This is a genomic window from Yoonia sp. (assembly GCF_014859355.1).
In the GTDB taxonomy this organism is placed as follows: Bacteria; Pseudomonadota; Alphaproteobacteria; order Rhodobacterales; family Rhodobacteraceae; genus Yoonia.
The window spans coordinates 111925-127836 of record NZ_JACUUJ010000002.1 but is presented as its reverse complement, the minus strand read 5'-3'; the positions used below and the strand labels follow the sequence as shown (position 1 = coordinate 127836).

Below are 15912 nucleotides of genomic sequence, written 5' to 3'. Positions count from 1 at the left end.
AACGCAGTGACAAAGGAATGACACCAAGACATGATAGAAATGCCGTTCGAAATTTTGGGCGCGGATGGTCCGGGGCGCTGGTTGATCACCTGCGATCACGCGTCAAACCATGTGCCGCATTGGGTGAATGGCGGCGATCTGGGCCTGCCAACCGCAGATATGGAGCGCCATATCGCCTATGATGTCGGGGCGGCAGGGGTGACACGCGCACTGGCCCTTGCATTGGACAGCCCCGCAATCTTGTCACGGTTTTCGCGACTGGTGATTGATCCCAACAGGGGCGAAGATGACCCCACATTGCTGATGCGCCTGTATGACGGCACGATCATCCCCGGCAACCGTCACGCCACCGATGCCGACCGTGAGGAAAGGCTGCGACGGCTTTACCGTCCCTATCACGCCGCCTATGCCGATCTGGCGCGCCAACGCACCAACCCAGTGATCTGCGCAATCCACAGCTTTACCCCTCGCCTGCGCGGCAAGCACCCGCGCCCATGGGAAGTTGGTGTGCTTTATGCGCATGATGCGCGACTGGCGGCACCGCTGATGGCGGCCTTGCGTGATCGGGGCTGGTGCGTCGGTGATAACGAACCCTATGCAGGGCATTTGCCCGGCGACGCGATTGACCAACACGCGTTGCAATTCGGCCGGCCGAATGTTCTGCTGGAACTGCGGCAGGATCTGATCGCCGATCACGGGGGCCAAGCCCTTTGGGCGGCCCGCCTTGCCCCTGTTCTAAGTGATGTTTTGGCCCAATCTGGCCTATAAAAGGAGGATTCATATGGACGACCAGACCCGTATCGAACTGGAAGCAGCCGCCTTTCGCCGCTTACGTCAGCATTTGCAGGACGACCGGACCGATGTGCAAAACATAGACATGATGAACCTGACCGGGTTCTGCCGGAACTGCCTGTCCCGCTGGTATCAGGAAGCCGCGAACGAACGCGGCATTGCAATGACCAAGGACGAAGGCCGGGAAGCGTTTTACGGTATGCCCTACACCGCATGGCGCGACAAATATCAGACCGAGGCCAGCGCCGCAGCACAGGATGCATTCAAGAAATCACACGATTAGGGATCAGACCGCCGCCTTGCGGCTTTCTTCCAGATAGATTTCGCGCAAACGCGCCGCAACCGGACCCGGTGAACCAGTCCCGACAGCCTGCCCGTCCACCTCGACCACGGGCATGACAAAGGCGCTTGCAGATGTGATGAACGCCTCATCAGCCGCCTGCGCCTCGGCAATGGTAAAGCTGCGTTCCTCGACGGTCATCTGCGCTTCACGGGCAAAGCGCAGGACGGCAGCGCGGGTGATCCCGTGCAGGATTTCATTTCCAAGATGACGGGTGATGATCGTGCTACCCTGAACGATATAGGCGTTGTTGGATGTCCCTTCGGTGACGTGGCCATCTTCAACCATCCACGCATCATCAACGCCCGCTGCCTTCGCTATCATCTTGCCCATCGACGGATAAAGTAACTGCACCGTCTTGATGTCGCGCCGCGCCCAGCGCAAATCATCTACGGAAATCACTTTGATCCCGATCCGAGCTGCAGGGCTATCAATCAAACCCGGTTTGTTCTGGGTAAACAAAACCACCGTCGGCGCTGTTGTTTCAGGGTCAGGAAATGCAAAATCGCGATCACCGGGCGCACCACGGGTAATTTGCAGATAAACCAACCCTTCCACGATACCGTTCACCCGGACCAGTTCGCGGTGGATAACCAGCAGATCAGGCAGTTCAGCAGGATGCGGCATATCCAGCTCCTTCAAGGATCGCTCCAGCCGCTTGGCATGGCCTGCAAAGTCGATCAACTTGCCGTCCAGCACAGAAGTCACCTCATAAACCCCGTCAGCCATCAGAAAGCCCCGATCAAAGATCGAAATCGTCGCTTCATTTTCAGGCAGGTAGTTGCCGTTGACATAGACTGTGCGCATGGTCATCCCCAAAGTGCTGCCGCAGGCGGATGCACGCCGCGGTCATCAAAGTGCAATGGTATCGGTCGGTCTTCGGCCAATAACAGCGGCCCGTCAAGGTCCGAGTAGGCCAAACCTTGCGCGACAAGTGTCGCTGGTGCCATGGCAAGGGACGACCCAACCATACAACCGACCATCACATCAAACCCCGCCGCAAGCGCCGATTCACGCAACGCCAGCGCCTCGGTCAGCCCGCCCGTTTTGTCCAGCTTGATATTCACCATGTCATATTTGCCGACCAGCCCCGGTAAACTGGCCCGGTCATGGCAGCTTTCATCGGCACAAACCGGCAAGGGGCGCGCGATTTCAGCCAAGAAATCATCGGCACCCGCCGGCAGCGGCTGTTCGACCATCCGCACCCCAAGGCGGATCAGATGCGGCGCAAGGTCGGCATATATATCGGCGGTCCAGCCTTCGTTCGCATCAACGATGATCGCCGCATCAGGTGCGCCGCGGCGCACCGCCTCTAGCCGGGGCATATCATCAGCAGTGCCCAGCTTGATTTTCAGCAAAGGGCGATGGCGATGCCGCGTCGCTTGCGCCTGCATTGCCGCAGGCGTGTCCAGCGACAAGGTAAAGGCTGTCACGACGGGCTTTGGCGCGGGCAGGCCCAGCAAATCCCACACCCGCTTGCCTGCCTGCTTGGCCGCCAGATCCCAGAACGCGCAATCCACTGCGTTGCGCGCCGCACCCGGTGGTAACATATGTTGCAAACTGTCGCGTGCGACATTTCCCGGCAACGCGGAAATCTGCGCTCTCACATTGTCGAGCGTTTCGCCGTAGCGGGCATAGGGCACACATTCGCCACGTCCCGCTTGGCCGCCCCCGCGCAGACATACCGTCAGCACATCGGCCTGTGTGCGCGCGCCACGGCTGATGGTAAAGACATCTGTCAATGCAAACGCATCATGCGCGACGTCAATTCTAAGCATCTCGCTTCTTCCACGCATAAATATCCCCGCCGGAGACACCAAATTTCGCGAAATTTGGTGTGTTTTGCAAAACACGACCCCTGCACTTTGTCAAAAATAAAAAACCCGGGCGCTGACGCCCGGGGCAAGTTGTTTTGCATTGATCAGGATCTGATCAGCCCTTCACGAAATCAGGATAGGCTTCCATCCCCAATTCGGCCATGTCCAGACCATTGATTTCAGCCTCTTCAGTAACACGGATGCCAATTGCAGCCTTCAGGATGGACCACACGACAAGCGAACCGACAAAGGTAAAGATACCATAGGCAAAGATGCCCGTGATCTGTGTCACCAGGCTGGCGTCGCTATTATAGAAAACGACCGCAAGCGTACCCCAGATACCGGCGAGCAAGTGAACGGGAATCGCACCGACCACATCGTCGATCTTCAGCTTGTCCAGCATTGGCACGGCAAAGACCACGATCACACCACCGATTGCACCGATCCACAGTGCGCCAAACAGTGTGGGCGCCAAAGGTTCGGCTGTGATAGAGACCAGACCGGCCAACGCACCGTTCAACACCATTGTCAGATCGACCTTCTTATACAGGATCTGCGTCAGGATCAGCGACGCGACCGCACCAGCCGAAGCCGCCATGTTGGTGTTTGCAAAGATCCGGCCGACATCGGTGATATCGCCCACGGTGCCAGCGGCCAATTGCGACCCACCGTTGAAACCGAACCAGCCCAACCACAGGATAAAGGTGCCCAATGTTGCAAGCGCCAAGTTGGAACCCGGCATCGGGTTTGTGCGACCGTCTTTGTATTTGCCAATCCGCGGACCCAGAACGATCGCACCGGCAAGCGCGGCCCAACCACCGACAGAATGCACAACTGTCGAACCGGCAAAGTCGCTAAAGCCCATTTCGGACAACCATCCGCCACCCCACTGCCAGGAACCGGAAATTGGATAGAAGAAGCCCGTTAGCACGACCACAAAGGCAAGAAAGGGCCACAGTTTGATCCGTTCGGCCAGCGCACCCGATACGATGGATGCAGTTGCGGCGACGAACATTAATTGAAAGAAAAAGTCTGACGCTACCGACGCATACCCAAGATCTGCATCCGCAGCATCAAGGCCGACCTCTTCCAACACAGTGATGTTGAAGAAACCGCCGATATAACCGTTGAAATCGCCCGGATACATCAGATTAAACCCGACCAACCAGAACATCAAACTGGCGACACCAAAGAGCGCGATGTTCTTGGTCAACTGCATTGTCACATTCTTGGACCGGACCAGACCTGCCTCGAGCATGGCAAAACCTGCAGCCATAAAGAACACCAGAAAGCCGCCCACAAGGAACAGCAGGGTCGTCATGATATAGGGGCCGATTTCATCAAACGATGGGGCGGCAGCTTCTGCGATATCTACGGCCAATTCTGCCGCTTCCTGCGCAAGCACAAATGTCGGAAGCAAGGCCGCGCCTGCACCAATTGTGAGTAATTTAAGCGATTTCATGGGTTTCATCCTCGTTCCGCCGCGATCAAAGCGCGTCATCATTGGTTTCGCCAGTGCGCACACGCATCGCGCTTTCCACGTCCAGCACAAAAATCTTTCCGTCTCCGATTTTCTCGGTCTTGGCCGTAGTGGCGATCGTCGAGACAACCTGGTCTGCCATGCTGTCAGGCACGACAATTTCCAATTTGACCTTTGGCACAAAATTCACGGCATACTCTGCGCCGCGGTAAATTTCGGTATGGCCGGATTGCGATCCAAAGCCCTTGATTTCTGACACCATCATGCCGCGCACACCGATGGTGGTCAGCGCCTCGCGCACCTCCTCCAGCTTGAACGGTTTGATTGTTGCAATGATGAGTTTCACAGTCTTCCCCTTGCAAATGATACCGCAGCGCCACATCCCGTTGACGTTGCTTGCCCGACGAGAAAGAGCGTGTGCAAGCTGATGCAGCAAGGCCGGCAGGGGCTTTATACTCGGTCAATGTAGTGTTATTTGCACATTTTTTGCACATTTTTTGTATTTTGCACAAATTTTAAGCTATTCTTGAAGCGCAGCACGGGGAAATCGCGGAATCCAATCAGACAGAACAGAATGCCTGATAGCGCAGGGAAAGCCGCTGGCAGCAAATCCCAATGCCAGCTATGATCTGCGAAAAGCGACAACAACAATCAGTCGAGCGGAACATGAGCAGAAATGGCAATAAGCGACCCACCTTGGTGGCTGACCGGCGCTATGCCGCAAATTCTGCTGGCAAAAAGCCGGCCAAGAAAACAGGCTTGGCCAAAACCCGCGCCAGCCGCCGCACCCGCACACCCGCCAAAAAGAAGAAACGCGGGCTGATTGGCTGGCTGCTCGCGCCGTTTGCGTGGAGCATGCGCATGTTGTGGGCCATCGGTTGGCGGATGGGCACCGTTACTGCCCTGCTGGTGGGGGGGGCAGTCTATTATTACGCCGCCCAAATGCCCCCAATGACAACGCTGGTCGATGCGCGCACCCGCGGGTCTGTCACGCTGCTGGATTATCGGGGCGATGTCTTTGCATGGCGCGGCGACCAGTTTGGCGGCATGGTCACGGCAGAAACTGTTTCCCCCCACCTGCACAACGCCGTTGTCGCAACCGAGGACAAGCGTTTCTATCGCCATCTGGGCCTGTCACCGCGCGGCATCGCATCAGCGGTGCGGATCAACCTGCAAGCCGGACGCAGTGCGCTTTCGGGGAACGGAGGGTCAACGATTACACAGCAGACGGCCAAATTGCTGTGCCTTGGTGTGCCATACGACCCCGACACCTGGGACTCAGAGGCCGCCTACGAGGCCGACTGCCGCCGGTCATCGCTGTGGCGCAAGGGCAAAGAAGCCATCTTTGCCCTGGCAATGGAAGCCGCCTTTACCAAACAGGAAATCCTGACGATCTATCTCAACCGCGCCTATCTGGGGGCTGGCAGTCGTGGATTTGAAGCCGCCGCGCAACGCTATTTCGGAATTTCCGCGGCACAGGTAAACCCCGCGCAGGCGGCGATGCTGGCCGGATTACTGAAAGCGCCGTCAACCTATGCACCCACGGGCAACATCGAACGCGCCCGCGACCGCGCTTCGGTCGTGATCGGGCTGATGGAGGAACAAGGCTATCTGTCCGCCGCACAGGCGGCCGATGCCCGCCAGAACCCCGCGACCCTGTCGCAAGCCGCCGCCGCACGTGCAGGGGGCTTTTTCGCTGATTGGGTGATGGAAAGCGGGCCTGCATTTTTTACGAAAGACACAACAGAAGACGTGATCATTCGCACCACTTTGGATCAGGGCATTCAGAAAGCAGCCGAAAACGCCCTGATCAAGGTCTTTGAAAATGACGTTCGCGAGGGGTCAAAGGCACAGGCCGCCATCGTTGTGATGTCCGCAGACGGGGCTGTGCGCGCCATGGTTGGCGGGCGTAACATTCGCGCCACTGGCGCATTCAACCGCGCCACGCAAGCACTGCGGCAAACCGGGTCATCGTTCAAACCCTTTATATATGCGGCCGCACTCGATTCGGGCTTCAGCCCCAATGATCTGATCGACGACAGCCCTGTCTGCTGGAAAGTGCGCGGGTCGGCCAATTGGTGCCCCAAAAACTATGACCGGGAATTCAAGGGCATCATGACCCTGAACCAGGCAATGGCTGAAAGCCGCAATGTCCCCGCGGTGATCCTGTCAGAAAAAGTGGGCCGCGAAGCGGTGCGCACCGTGGCGACGCAGTTCGGAATCGAAAGTGATCTGGCCGCAGGGCCCGCACTGGCGCTGGGGGTTTCGGAAAGCACGCTGCTGGAAATGACAGGCGCTTATGCAGGCATTTTGAACGGCGGGTCATCGGTCACGCCTTATGGTCTGGTCGACCTGCGCATTCAGGGGGACGACAGGCCGCTGATGGACGCAACCGGCAGCGGCATCGGTGAACGGGTCATTCAGCAGGACGCCGCACGCCAGTTGACGTGGATGATGTCGCGCGTGGTCGAAGAAGGCACGGGCCGTCGCGCCCGAATCAACGGCTGGGAGATCGCGGGGAAATCCGGCACCACGCAGGCATCACGCGATGCGTGGTTCATTGCCTTCACCGGCGATTACGTCACGGGTGTCTGGATGGGCTATGACGACAACGCGCCACTGACCGGCGTCACGGGCGGCGGGCTTCCGGCTGAAATATGGCGTGAAACGATGGCGCCTATTCTGGCGCAACGCCAACCTGTCCCCCTTCCGATGCGCGCGCCGGGCAGCAGGGTCGATGAGAATGTCATCGCCGGGGCCGGCGGGCAAGTGCTGGAACGCGCGATCCTTGATGTGCTGGATATCATCCTGCGCGATCAGATGAACTAATATTCACCCTCTGCGCAGCGGTCATAGCGAAAGACATATCCATCCCAAATCATATAAATACCGGTTTTTTCGGCGTCGTTCATCAACACCGCACGTTCGGTCCAGGTTTGGCCTTCGCCGACACATTCCATTGTATAGATGGTCGCATCCATATCATTGATATCGACAGGACGGGTCATGTGGCACTGGACCTCGACCCCGGTAAAGATGTTGTCGTCGATCTTGAGCGATCCGCCATCGACACCGACCAAGGCGCATTCCGCATTGGCGGTTTGTTTGAAAACGCCGTCATATGGCCCTGCAACCCCTGCGACAGGCAGCGCCATGATGGAAAAAACAGACAAAAATTTGCGATACGGCATCATGGGTTTATTTCTGGGCCAAACGCTGGCGCAAATCAACGGCAAGCGCGCGGGCAACGATTGCACCTGGCCGCCTGTGACGCTAGCGTTCGCCCAAACAAGGAGAAAAGCATGCGCAAAATCGAAGACAAACTGGCCGAACTGGGCGTGACCTTGCCCGATGCTCCGGCGCCGGCGGCGAACTATGTGCCCTATGTCATCGCGGGTGACATGGTATATGTGTCGGGCCAGATCTCGGCCAATGCGGATGGGCTGATTACTGGCAAGATTGGCGCCGATCTGGACGCCGCTGCCGGGGCGGATGCGGCGCGGGCTTGTGCGATCAGCCTGCTGGCGCAACTCAAGGCTGCCTGCGGGGGGGATATTGACAGGTTGGTGCGGGTGGTCAAACTGGTGGGTTTTGTGAATTCCACCGCCAATTTCACTGACCAGCCCAAGGTGATCAACGGCGCATCTGATTTTCTGGTTGCCGCATTGGGTGACGCAGGACGCCACGCGCGGTCTGCAGTCAGTGCGGCCAGCCTGCCTTTGGGTGTCGCCGTCGAAATCGAAGCGATCTTTCAAATCAAATGACCCTGCCCGCCGCTTTTTTTGACCGGCCCATCGCCCATCGCGCCCTGCACGACCGCAGCGCAGGACGCGTCGAAAACAGCCAGGAGTCGATCCGCGCCGCGATTGACGCAGGCTATGGGATCGAAATGGATGTGCAATTGACGGCCGACGGGCATGCAATGGTGTTCCACGATGATCAACTGGACCGTCTGACGGCCGCGCGTGGGCCGGTGCGCACCCGCACCCGCGCCGCGCTGGAAGCAATGCGCCTGACCGATGATCCCGGCACAATCCCTGCGCTGGAGACTGTGCTGGAACTGGTCGCGGGGCGCGTGCCTCTTTTGATTGAAATCAAGGATCAGGACGGCTTCATGGGGCCAAACATCGGCTCATTGGAACAAGCAACTGTCGCGGCATTGACCGGTTACCGCGGCGCAGTCGCGCTGATGTCCTTCAACCCGCATACCGTCGCGGCGCTGGCAACGCTTACCCCTGACATCCCACGCGGGCTGACCACATCAGGTTACGATCCGATGTTCTGGCCGGAACTGCCCTCTCAGGTCTGTGACACCCTGCGGGACATCCCCGACTATGACCGCGTTGGCGCCTGTTTCATCAGCCATGAAGCCGCCGATCTGACCCGCCCCCGAGTGACGGAGTTGAAACACCAGGGTGCGGGAATTCTGTGCTGGACGATCCGATCGCCCCAAGCAGAAGCGGCTGCGCGCAAGATTGCAGATAATGTAACATTTGAAGGTTATCTGGCTTGACCCCGGCCCGCTGCCGCCCAAGTTGAACGACATGAAAGATGCGGCCATCGAAATCACCACACACCCCAGCCTGTCCAGCATAAACGCTGCTGATTGGGATGCTTGTGCATGCCCCGAGGCAACCGATGGCCGACCCGCTGATCCCTTTACCACCTATCGGTTCCTGCGCGCACTGGAAGACAGCGGTTCGGTCGGCCCCGGCACCGGCTGGCAACCGCGCTATCTGACCGCCACGCAGAACGGGCAAATCATCGCCACGGCCCCGCTTTATGCCAAGGGGCACAGTCAGGGCGAATATATTTTTGATCACAACTGGGCGCATGCCTATGAAAACGCGGGTGGGCGGTATTACCCGAAATTACAGATCGCCGTGCCGTTTACCCCGGCCACCGGGCGGCGTTTTCTGACCCGGCCCGGGTCTGAGGCAACAGGCATGTCCGCACTTATTCAGGGCGCGGTGCAGGTCGCTGCCGATAACGAACTATCATCAGTCCACGCCACCTTTTGCACCGAAGCCGAGGCGCTGGCAGGTGCGGAAATGGGCCTGCTGCGCCGGCTGGGCCAGCAGTTTCACTGGGTCAATGACGGATACGCCGATTTCGACGGTTTTCTTGCGTCGCTGTCCAGCCGTAAACGCAAAAACATCCGCAAGGAACGCGCCACCGCGCAAGGGTTCGGCGGGCAGATCATCAGCCTGACCGGCGACCAGATCCAGCCGGAACACTGGGATGCCTTCTGGCGGTTCTATCAGGACACCGGCAATCGCAAATGGGGCACGCCCTATCTGACGCGGCAGTTTTTCGACTGCGCGCAAGAAACCCTGCGCGACGACATGCTGCTGGTGCTGGCAATGCATGACGGCCAGGCCGTGGCGGGGGCGCTGAATTTCATCGGGCGCGACACGCTCTATGGGCGCTATTGGGGCTGCACAGAAGATCATCCCTGCCTGCATTTTGAGCTGTGTTATTATCAGGCCATTGAATTCGCGATCGCCCAAGGGCTGAAACGGGTCGAAGCAGGTGCGCAAGGCGAACACAAACTCGCGCGCGGCTATCTGCCGGTCGCCACCCATTCGCTGCATTGGATCGGCGATCCGGGTTTCCGCGATGCCGTTGCGCGCTACCTGACCGCCGAACGGGACGCCATCGACCACGAAATCGAGGTGCTGACCAGCTATGGCCCTTTTCGCAAATCCCATCAGGAGGAACAGCAATGACCGAAAAACTGACAGATGCCGCACGCAAGGAACAGATCGCACCGCTGCTGAATAATGGTTGGGCCATGGTGGACGGGCGCGATGCGATCCACAAAACCTTTCAGTTCAAAAACTTTGTTGAAGCTTTCGGGTTCATGACCCGTGCTGCGATCTGGGCGGAAAAGCTAAACCACCATCCTGAATGGTCGAATGTCTATAAAACCGTGGACGTCATCTTGACCACGCATGACGTAGATGGCCTAAGCGTCCTTGACGCCCAACTGGGCACAAAACTGGATGCTCTTGCAGGAGGATAAAGTGGAAGAGGTGATGAACACCGCGATCTGGAACGAACAGACACTTGCAGATTTGCTGACGATTGAATTTCTGGCGGCGATGTTCGGAAATGTGCTTGCCGCCATTCTGATTTTGCTGGTCGGCTTTATCGCAGGCGGCTGGGTGCGGCGGCGGCTGGTGTCGCTTGGCGGCAAAAGCAAACATCTGGACATTACGCTGTTTAATTTTCTGGGTAACGTGGCGCGATATGTCGTCATCACCTTTGCGTTTCTGTTTGTTCTCAACACGTTTGGGGTGCAAACAACCAGCTTTGTTGCGGTTGTCGGTGCCGCCGGTCTGGCCATCGGTCTGGCGTTGCAGGGCACGCTATCAAACGTGGCCGCCGGTGTGATGATCGTTTTTTTCCGACCAATCAAGCTGGGCGATTTTGTCGAAGTCGGCGGGCAAATGGGCACGATCAAGGAAATCACGCTGAATTTCATCGAATTGGCATCGCCCGCCAATGTGCAGATCATCATCCCCAACGCGCAGGTCTGGGGCAACACGATCGTAAATTATTCGGTCTATGATACGCGGCGTGCGGAATGGACATTTGGCGTGGGCTATGGCGTGAACCTGCAAAAGGCCGAACAGGTCATCCGCGATACCATCATGGCCGATCCTCGGTCCCAAACCGCCCCTGAACCGTTTATTCAGATCAACAACCTGAACGCCAGTTCAGTTGATTTTCTGGTGCGGGTCTGGTGTAGTAGTGCCGATTTTTTCCAGTATCAGGCCGACATGAAACGCCGCGTCAAAGAGGCGCTGGATGCGGCAGGGATCGACATTCCCTTCCCCACACGCACAATTGTGCAGGCCAAAGCCTAAGGGCGGGGGCGGCCTTGTTACGCCGCCCCGGTGTGTTCATCCCATCGCTGCCAGCAATGTTTCACCTGCTGAAATTTCGCATGTGCCGGGTGCGGCCTCTTCGTTGAAAATTGTTACAATACCGTTTTCAACCAACATGGAATACCGCTTGGACCGGTTCACAAATCCAGCAGGCGGTGCGCTGAACTGCATTCCAATCGCACCGGTAAAGGCGCTTTCAGCGTCGGCAAGCAGGGTGATCCCGACATCGGCAGCACCTGTGGATGTGCCCCATGCCTTCATCACAAAGGGATCGTTGACCGCCACACAGATAATCTCGTCCACGCCCTTTGACTTGAAATCGTCATAGGTGATCATGAAACTTGGCAAATGCGCCGAGGTGCAGGTGTTGGTAAATGCCCCCGGCAGGCCAAAGATCACGACTTTGCGGTCTTTCATCTTTTCAGCAAGGGAAACTTGCTCTGGTCCGTCATCACCCACTGTCAGCAAGGTTGCATCTGGTAGCGTATCGCCCGTCTTGATTGTCATTGTGATTGTCCCTGAACTCAATTGTAACTTCCGTGAACTGCCATATAGACTTGCCAGCATCAATGGACCAGCAACCAAAGGTAGTTTGTTATGACGCACATCGTTGTGATCGGTGCAGGACAGGCCGGGGCGGCGTTGGTCGCCAAACTGCGCAGCGAAGGTTTTACCGGCGACATCACCCTGATTGGCGCCGAAAACGTCCCACCTTATCAGCGCCCCCCGCTGTCCAAGGCGTATCTTTTAGGGGAAATACCCCAAGAACGGCTGTATCTGCGTCCGGCCGAATTTTATGCCGATCATGACATAAATCTGCGTCTGAATACCCGCGTCGTTGCGATTGATCCGACAAGCCGAACGGTGACCCTGACCGGGAACGACGTGATAAGTTATGATGAACTGGCGCTGACAACCGGGGCGCATCCGCGCACATTACCGAAATCTGTGGGGGGCATTTTGGACAATGTCTTTTGCATCCGCGATCTGGCAGATGCCGATGCGATGGCCCCCGCTTTTGTGGCAGGCAGGCGGGTTTTGATCATCGGCGGCGGATACATTGGCCTAGAGGCGGCGGCTGTAGCGGCAAAACGCGGCCTTCAAGTAACGCTGATCGAAATGGCTGACCGGATATTGCAACGGGTCGCGGCACCGGAAACATCAGATTATTTCCGCAATCTGCACCGCAGCCATGGTGTAGACATCCGCGAAGGCGTCGGGCTGGAGATGCTGTTGGGCGACGATCACGTCACCGGCGCACGGCTGACAAAGGGCGCCACCTTACAACTGGATCTGGCCGTTGTCGGCATCGGGATCAATCCAGCGACCATTCTGGCCGAGAGCGCGGGACTGGACGTGGACAACGGGATCACGACCGATGTTTACGGCCGCACATCCGACCCGCACATCTGGGCCGCAGGCGATTGCGCATCCTGCCTGTTCAAAGGCACGCGTATCCGGCTGGAAAGCGTCGGCAACGCCATCGATCAGGCCGAAGCTGTCGCCCGCAACATGCTGGGCATGGCCGCACCCTATCACCCGCAACCGTGGTTCTGGTCGGATCAATATGATTGCAAGCTTCAGATCGCAGGGCTGAACATGGGATATACCGATGTCTATATCCGCAAGGGCAACACCCCCGATGTGCAGTCCAACTGGTATTTCAAAGGGAATGAACTGATCGCGGTGGACGCCATGAACGACCCGCGCAACTACATGATCGGCAAGCGCCTGATCGCAACGGGGTGCAGCCCGACACCCGCCCAAATCACCAATCCGGCCACCGACATGAAGGCGCTTTTGAAATCATGAGGATCATTGGCGGCACCCATCGCGGTACCGCCCTGGCCGCCGTGGGCAAGGGTGACACGGGCGCGCATCTGCGCCCCACCACAGACCGGGTGCGCGAAAGCCTGTTCAACGTTTTGCAGGGCGGGCGCTTTGACGATCCGATCACCGGCGCCCGGGTGCTGGATCTGTTTGCAGGCACCGGCGCATTGGGGCTGGAGGCCCTGTCGCGAGGGGCAGCGGACGTCACATTTGTGGATAGCGGGCGGATCGCAGCCCGGCTGATTCGGGAAAACATTGCCAAACTACGCCGACAGGCCGACACGACCCTGATCAGCACGGACGCCAGCAAACTGCCAACTGGCGCGCCCTGCAGTCTGATTTTTCTGGACCCTCCCTATGGGCAAGGGTTGGGGCCCAAAGCGCTTGCCGCCGCGCTGCAATCTGGCTGGCTGGCCCCTGGCGCGTTGATTGTATGGGAAGAAAACAGCGCTCAGATTGCACCCGTCGGTTTTACAGCATTGGAACAACGGCGCTATGGCGACACCTGGGTGAGCTTTATGCGGTTCAATACGACGGCCTGTCCACCTGGCGCAGATCGTGAGTAACTTGCAATACAGCCCTATAAAGGCGATATAGACTGCGTCGCTAGAGGTGGCGCTTTCCCCCAACCAATGACGCAAAGGATGCAAAACATGCACCTCTTGAAACATATCGCATTTACTGGCGCGTTTGCCTTGTGCGCAACGTCTGCGCTTGCGCAGGATGTGACCCTGCGGTTTCAGCACTTTGTATCGCCGGCCAGTGCCAACCCGACCTATTTCATGCAGCCTTGGGCAGATGCCATCGCGGAACAATCCGACGGGCGCATCAAGGTTGAACTTTACCCCTTCATGCAATTGGGCGGGGCTGCGTCTGACCAGTATGATCTGATCCGTGACGGTGCGATCGACGGCGGTTGGATCATTCCTGGCTATCAGCCCAACCGCTTTCCCGAAGCCGAAGCGCTTGAACTGCCCTTTATGACGACCAAAAAAGGCGAAGAGTCATCCGCCGCTGCGTGGGATTTCACGCAGGAATTCCTGATGGATGATTTTGCGGATGTGCATGTCATCGCTGTCCACATGCACGGGCCCGGCATTGTCCACAAACGCGGCGATGCTGTCGGCACCGTCGAAGATTTTGCCGGGTTGAAACTGCGCGGGCCATCGCGCGCAGCAACCCTGCTTCTGGAAAAACTGGGCGCGACCCCGATCGGGATGCCCGTTCCGCAATTCCCCGAAGCCCTGTCCAAAGGTGTTGTCGATGGTGGCGTCATCACTTGGGAAATGTCCCCATCTCTCAAGCTGAATGAACTGACCGACAGCCATACCGATGTGGCTGGCGACCGCGCACTTTATAACCTTTATTTCGTCTGGGCGATGAACAAGGATGTCTACAACAGGCTGCCTGATGACCTGCGCGCCATCATCGACGCCAATTCCGGCAAGATGGCCGCGATGTGGGCAGGCCGCGCCCATGACACGGGCGATGTCGTAGGCCGCGACCTCATGTATGACGATGGCAATGAAATCGCCGTGATGTCAGAGGCGGAAACAGACCGCATCAAGGCATTGGGCGACAGTGTCACCTCCGAATGGATCGCCGAAATGGACGCCAAAGGGTATGACGGGGCGGCCTTGGTGGCAGCAGCCCAAAAAGCCGTGCAGGCGAACATTGGTGTGGCTCAATAGTGCGCGGTTCTGACGTGATTGACCAAAGAAACGCCCGTCCATAGACGGCGGGCGTTTCTTTATGTGATACGCGCGACGACGTAATCAGCCAGATCAACCAGCATGGTCTTGATCGGGTGATCGGGGATCGCAGCAAGCGAACCCTTCGCCTTGTCCGCCCATGCAATCGCATCAACCCGCGTGGTATCCAGCGCGCCATGTTTGGCCAGCAATCCCATGGCCTGTTCCAAATCACCATCTTGCTGGCGGCCCTTCTGGATCGTGCGCACCCAGAATTCCCGTTCCGTATCATCTGCCGCGGCTACCGCGCGAATAACCGGAAGCGTCAGTTTGCGTTCACGGAAATCATCTCCAAGGTTCTTGCCGATGGCCTGCGTGCCGCCGTAATCCAGCAGGTCATCCACGATCTGAAACGCGATACCCAAGCTGTCGCCATAATCGAACAACGCCTGCACGGTTGCATCATCCTGCCCGGCAATCACGCCGCCCACCTCCATCGCTGCGGAAAACAGCGCGGCGGTCTTGCCACGCACGACCTTAAGATAAATTTCTTCTGTCGTCGCCAGATCGCTGGCGGCGGTCAATTGCAGCACCTCGCCTTCGGCAATGGTGGCGGATGCGTTGGCCAGAATATCCAGCACCCGCATCGACCCGGTTTCAACCATCAACTGAAACGACCGCGCGAACAGGTAATCACCCACTAGAACGCTGGATGTATTATCCCACAACAGGTTGGCCGTAGGCCGCCCACGCCGCTGGCTGCTTTCATCAACCACATCGTCATGCAGCAGGGTCGCGGTGTGAATGAATTCCACCGTCGCCGCCAGATGAATGTGATACGGCCCGTCATAACCACACATCCGCGCCGCAGCCAGCGTCAGCATCGGTCGTAAACGCTTGCCGCCCGCCTCGACCAGATGCGCCGTCACCTGCGGGATGCGGGGAGCATGTTCGGACGCCATGCGCGCACGAATCATGGCGTTGACCGCAGTCAGATCATCAGCCAGTGCTATGGCCAGTTGTTCATGCGGTTTGGTGGCGGCGGCATCATGGCTCATTAACTGTTCCG

The 15912-nt window shown here is 58.0% G+C and carries 18 protein-coding genes; 11 read left to right on the top strand and 7 right to left on the bottom strand.

The window, feature by feature from the left end; translation table 11 throughout:
• Nucleotides 1-30: 30 nt before the first annotated feature.
• Nucleotides 31-768, top strand: a complete 738-nt coding sequence (locus IBX59_RS01810; RefSeq protein WP_296371774.1) for an N-formylglutamate amidohydrolase — start codon at nt 31-33, stop codon at nt 766-768.
• A 13-nt stretch (nt 769-781) separates the two neighbouring features.
• Nucleotides 782-1075, top strand: a complete 294-nt coding sequence (locus tag IBX59_RS01805) for a DUF1244 domain-containing protein (protein WP_296371771.1) — start codon at nt 782-784, stop codon at nt 1073-1075.
• A gap of 3 nt (nt 1076-1078) precedes the next feature.
• On the opposite strand, the gene IBX59_RS01800 is transcribed toward IBX59_RS01805, so the two are convergent.
• The 4 genes from IBX59_RS01800 to IBX59_RS01785 form a co-directional block, all read right to left on the bottom strand.
• Entirely contained in the window at nt 1079-1945 is an 867-nt protein-coding gene (locus tag IBX59_RS01800) for a D-amino-acid transaminase (RefSeq protein WP_296371768.1), read from the bottom strand.
• On the bottom strand, nt 1942-2910 hold the full coding sequence (gene dgcA, locus IBX59_RS01795; protein WP_296371766.1) for an N-acetyl-D-Glu racemase DgcA: 969 nt from the start codon (nt 2908-2910) through the stop codon (nt 1942-1944). Before dgcA ends, IBX59_RS01800 begins: the two co-directional genes overlap by 4 nt.
• 154 nt (nt 2911-3064) lie before the next feature.
• A complete protein-coding gene (locus IBX59_RS01790; protein WP_296371764.1) occupies nt 3065-4411 on the bottom strand; it encodes an ammonium transporter in 1347 nt (448 codons plus the stop codon).
• A gap of 25 nt (nt 4412-4436) precedes the next feature.
• On the bottom strand, nt 4437-4775 hold the full coding sequence (locus IBX59_RS01785) for a P-II family nitrogen regulator (protein ID WP_296371762.1): 339 nt from the start codon (nt 4773-4775) through the stop codon (nt 4437-4439).
• A 320-nt stretch (nt 4776-5095) separates the two neighbouring features.
• On the opposite strand from IBX59_RS01785, the gene IBX59_RS01780 reads away from it, so the two are divergent.
• Nucleotides 5096-7258 (top strand): transglycosylase domain-containing protein, encoded by a 2163-nt coding sequence (locus IBX59_RS01780; RefSeq protein WP_296371760.1) that lies wholly within the window; start codon nt 5096-5098, stop codon nt 7256-7258.
• On the opposite strand, the gene IBX59_RS01775 is transcribed toward IBX59_RS01780, so the two are convergent.
• Nucleotides 7255-7623 carry a hypothetical protein gene (locus IBX59_RS01775; protein WP_296371758.1) on the bottom strand — a complete coding sequence of 123 codons (369 nt, stop codon included), beginning with the start codon at nt 7621-7623 and terminating at the stop codon, nt 7255-7257. The genes IBX59_RS01780 and IBX59_RS01775 overlap by 4 nt on opposite strands.
• 108 nt (nt 7624-7731) lie before the next feature.
• On the opposite strand from IBX59_RS01775, the gene IBX59_RS01770 reads away from it, so the two are divergent.
• Genes IBX59_RS01770 through IBX59_RS01750 form a run of 5 tightly spaced genes read left to right on the top strand, consistent with a single transcriptional unit; the run spans nt 7732 to nt 11301 of the window.
• Complete coding sequence (locus IBX59_RS01770) at nt 7732-8193, top strand: RidA family protein (protein ID WP_296371756.1); 462 nt, start codon at nt 7732-7734, stop codon at nt 8191-8193.
• A complete protein-coding gene (locus IBX59_RS01765; RefSeq protein WP_296371754.1) occupies nt 8190-8942 on the top strand; it encodes a glycerophosphodiester phosphodiesterase family protein in 753 nt (250 codons plus the stop codon). Before IBX59_RS01770 ends, IBX59_RS01765 begins: the two co-directional genes overlap by 4 nt.
• 31 nt (nt 8943-8973) lie before the next feature.
• On the top strand, nt 8974-10158 hold the full coding sequence (locus IBX59_RS01760; RefSeq protein WP_296371899.1) for a GNAT family N-acetyltransferase: 1185 nt from the start codon (nt 8974-8976) through the stop codon (nt 10156-10158).
• Nucleotides 10155-10454, top strand: coding sequence for a 4a-hydroxytetrahydrobiopterin dehydratase (locus IBX59_RS01755; RefSeq protein ID WP_296371752.1), 300 nt, complete (start codon nt 10155-10157; stop codon nt 10452-10454). The genes IBX59_RS01760 and IBX59_RS01755 overlap by 4 nt, the downstream gene beginning before the upstream one ends.
• Nucleotides 10435-11301 carry a mechanosensitive ion channel domain-containing protein gene (locus IBX59_RS01750; RefSeq protein WP_296371897.1) on the top strand — a complete coding sequence of 289 codons (867 nt, stop codon included), beginning with the start codon at nt 10435-10437 and terminating at the stop codon, nt 11299-11301. The genes IBX59_RS01755 and IBX59_RS01750 overlap by 20 nt, the downstream gene beginning before the upstream one ends.
• Before the next feature lie 36 nt (nt 11302-11337).
• Here the strand turns inward: IBX59_RS01750 and IBX59_RS01745 are convergent, their stop codons facing one another.
• Nucleotides 11338-11829: a peroxiredoxin gene (locus IBX59_RS01745; RefSeq protein ID WP_296371751.1), complete on the bottom strand. Its 492-nt coding sequence runs from the start codon at nt 11827-11829 to the stop codon at nt 11338-11340.
• A gap of 90 nt (nt 11830-11919) precedes the next feature.
• Here IBX59_RS01745 and IBX59_RS01740 point away from each other — a divergent pair, with 90 nt between their 5' ends.
• The 3 genes from IBX59_RS01740 (at nt 11920) to IBX59_RS01730 (ending at nt 14843) form a co-directional block, all read left to right on the top strand.
• A complete protein-coding gene (locus IBX59_RS01740; protein WP_296371749.1) occupies nt 11920-13134 on the top strand; it encodes an FAD-dependent oxidoreductase in 1215 nt (404 codons plus the stop codon).
• Nucleotides 13131-13718, top strand: a complete 588-nt coding sequence (gene rsmD, locus IBX59_RS01735) for a 16S rRNA (guanine(966)-N(2))-methyltransferase RsmD (protein WP_296371747.1) — start codon at nt 13131-13133, stop codon at nt 13716-13718. The genes IBX59_RS01740 and rsmD overlap by 4 nt, the downstream gene beginning before the upstream one ends.
• Nucleotides 13719-13805: 87 nt before the next feature.
• The gene (locus IBX59_RS01730; RefSeq protein ID WP_367119349.1) at nt 13806-14843 is read left to right on the top strand and encodes a TRAP transporter substrate-binding protein; all 1038 of its coding nucleotides are present in this window, start codon (nt 13806-13808) and stop codon (nt 14841-14843) included.
• Between the two features lie 59 nt (nt 14844-14902).
• On the opposite strand, the gene IBX59_RS01725 is transcribed toward IBX59_RS01730, so the two are convergent.
• Nucleotides 14903-15901, bottom strand: coding sequence for a polyprenyl synthetase family protein (locus IBX59_RS01725; protein WP_296371741.1), 999 nt, complete (start codon nt 15899-15901; stop codon nt 14903-14905).
• Nucleotides 15902-15912 lie beyond the last annotated feature (11 nt).